Here is a 388-nt window from a genome sequence, read left to right on the forward strand (position 1 = left end):
AAGATTAAATAGAATTAATAGACAAAAAATATCTCAAATGGAGTATGGTCGCATTAAAGACTATATTAAATATAAGGCTAAAGAGCAAGGTATTGAAGTTAAGCTAGTTAAAGAAAACTACACATCTCAAACTTGCCCAAAGTGTTCTAAAAAACACAAACCAACTGGTAGAACTTATAGTTGTACTTGTGGTTATAAAACTCATAGAGATATAGTTGGTGCATGGAATATTTTAAATAAAAAACATAAATATAATTTAGTTGATTTTAGTATAAACCATAAGCAACCTATTAATTTAAAAGTATCTGCCATATAAGGTAGTAGTGGCGAAGACACCGTCCAAGTAGCTTGGCTTTGTAACCACCTATGATTCTATCGTTTAGATAGT

1 protein-coding gene is annotated in these 388 nt (G+C 29.9%); it reads left to right on the plus strand.

Annotated elements, in window-relative coordinates; genetic code table 11:
- Positions 1-316: transposase (locus KGF41_RS20585; protein ID WP_227857146.1), on the plus strand; the 316-nt coding region annotated here is incomplete at its 5' end.
- Positions 317-388 lie beyond the last annotated feature (72 nt).

It is taken from the genome of Clostridioides sp. ZZV14-6150 (genome assembly GCF_020657875.1).
Taxonomy (GTDB): Bacteria; Bacillota; Clostridia; order Peptostreptococcales; family Peptostreptococcaceae; genus Clostridioides.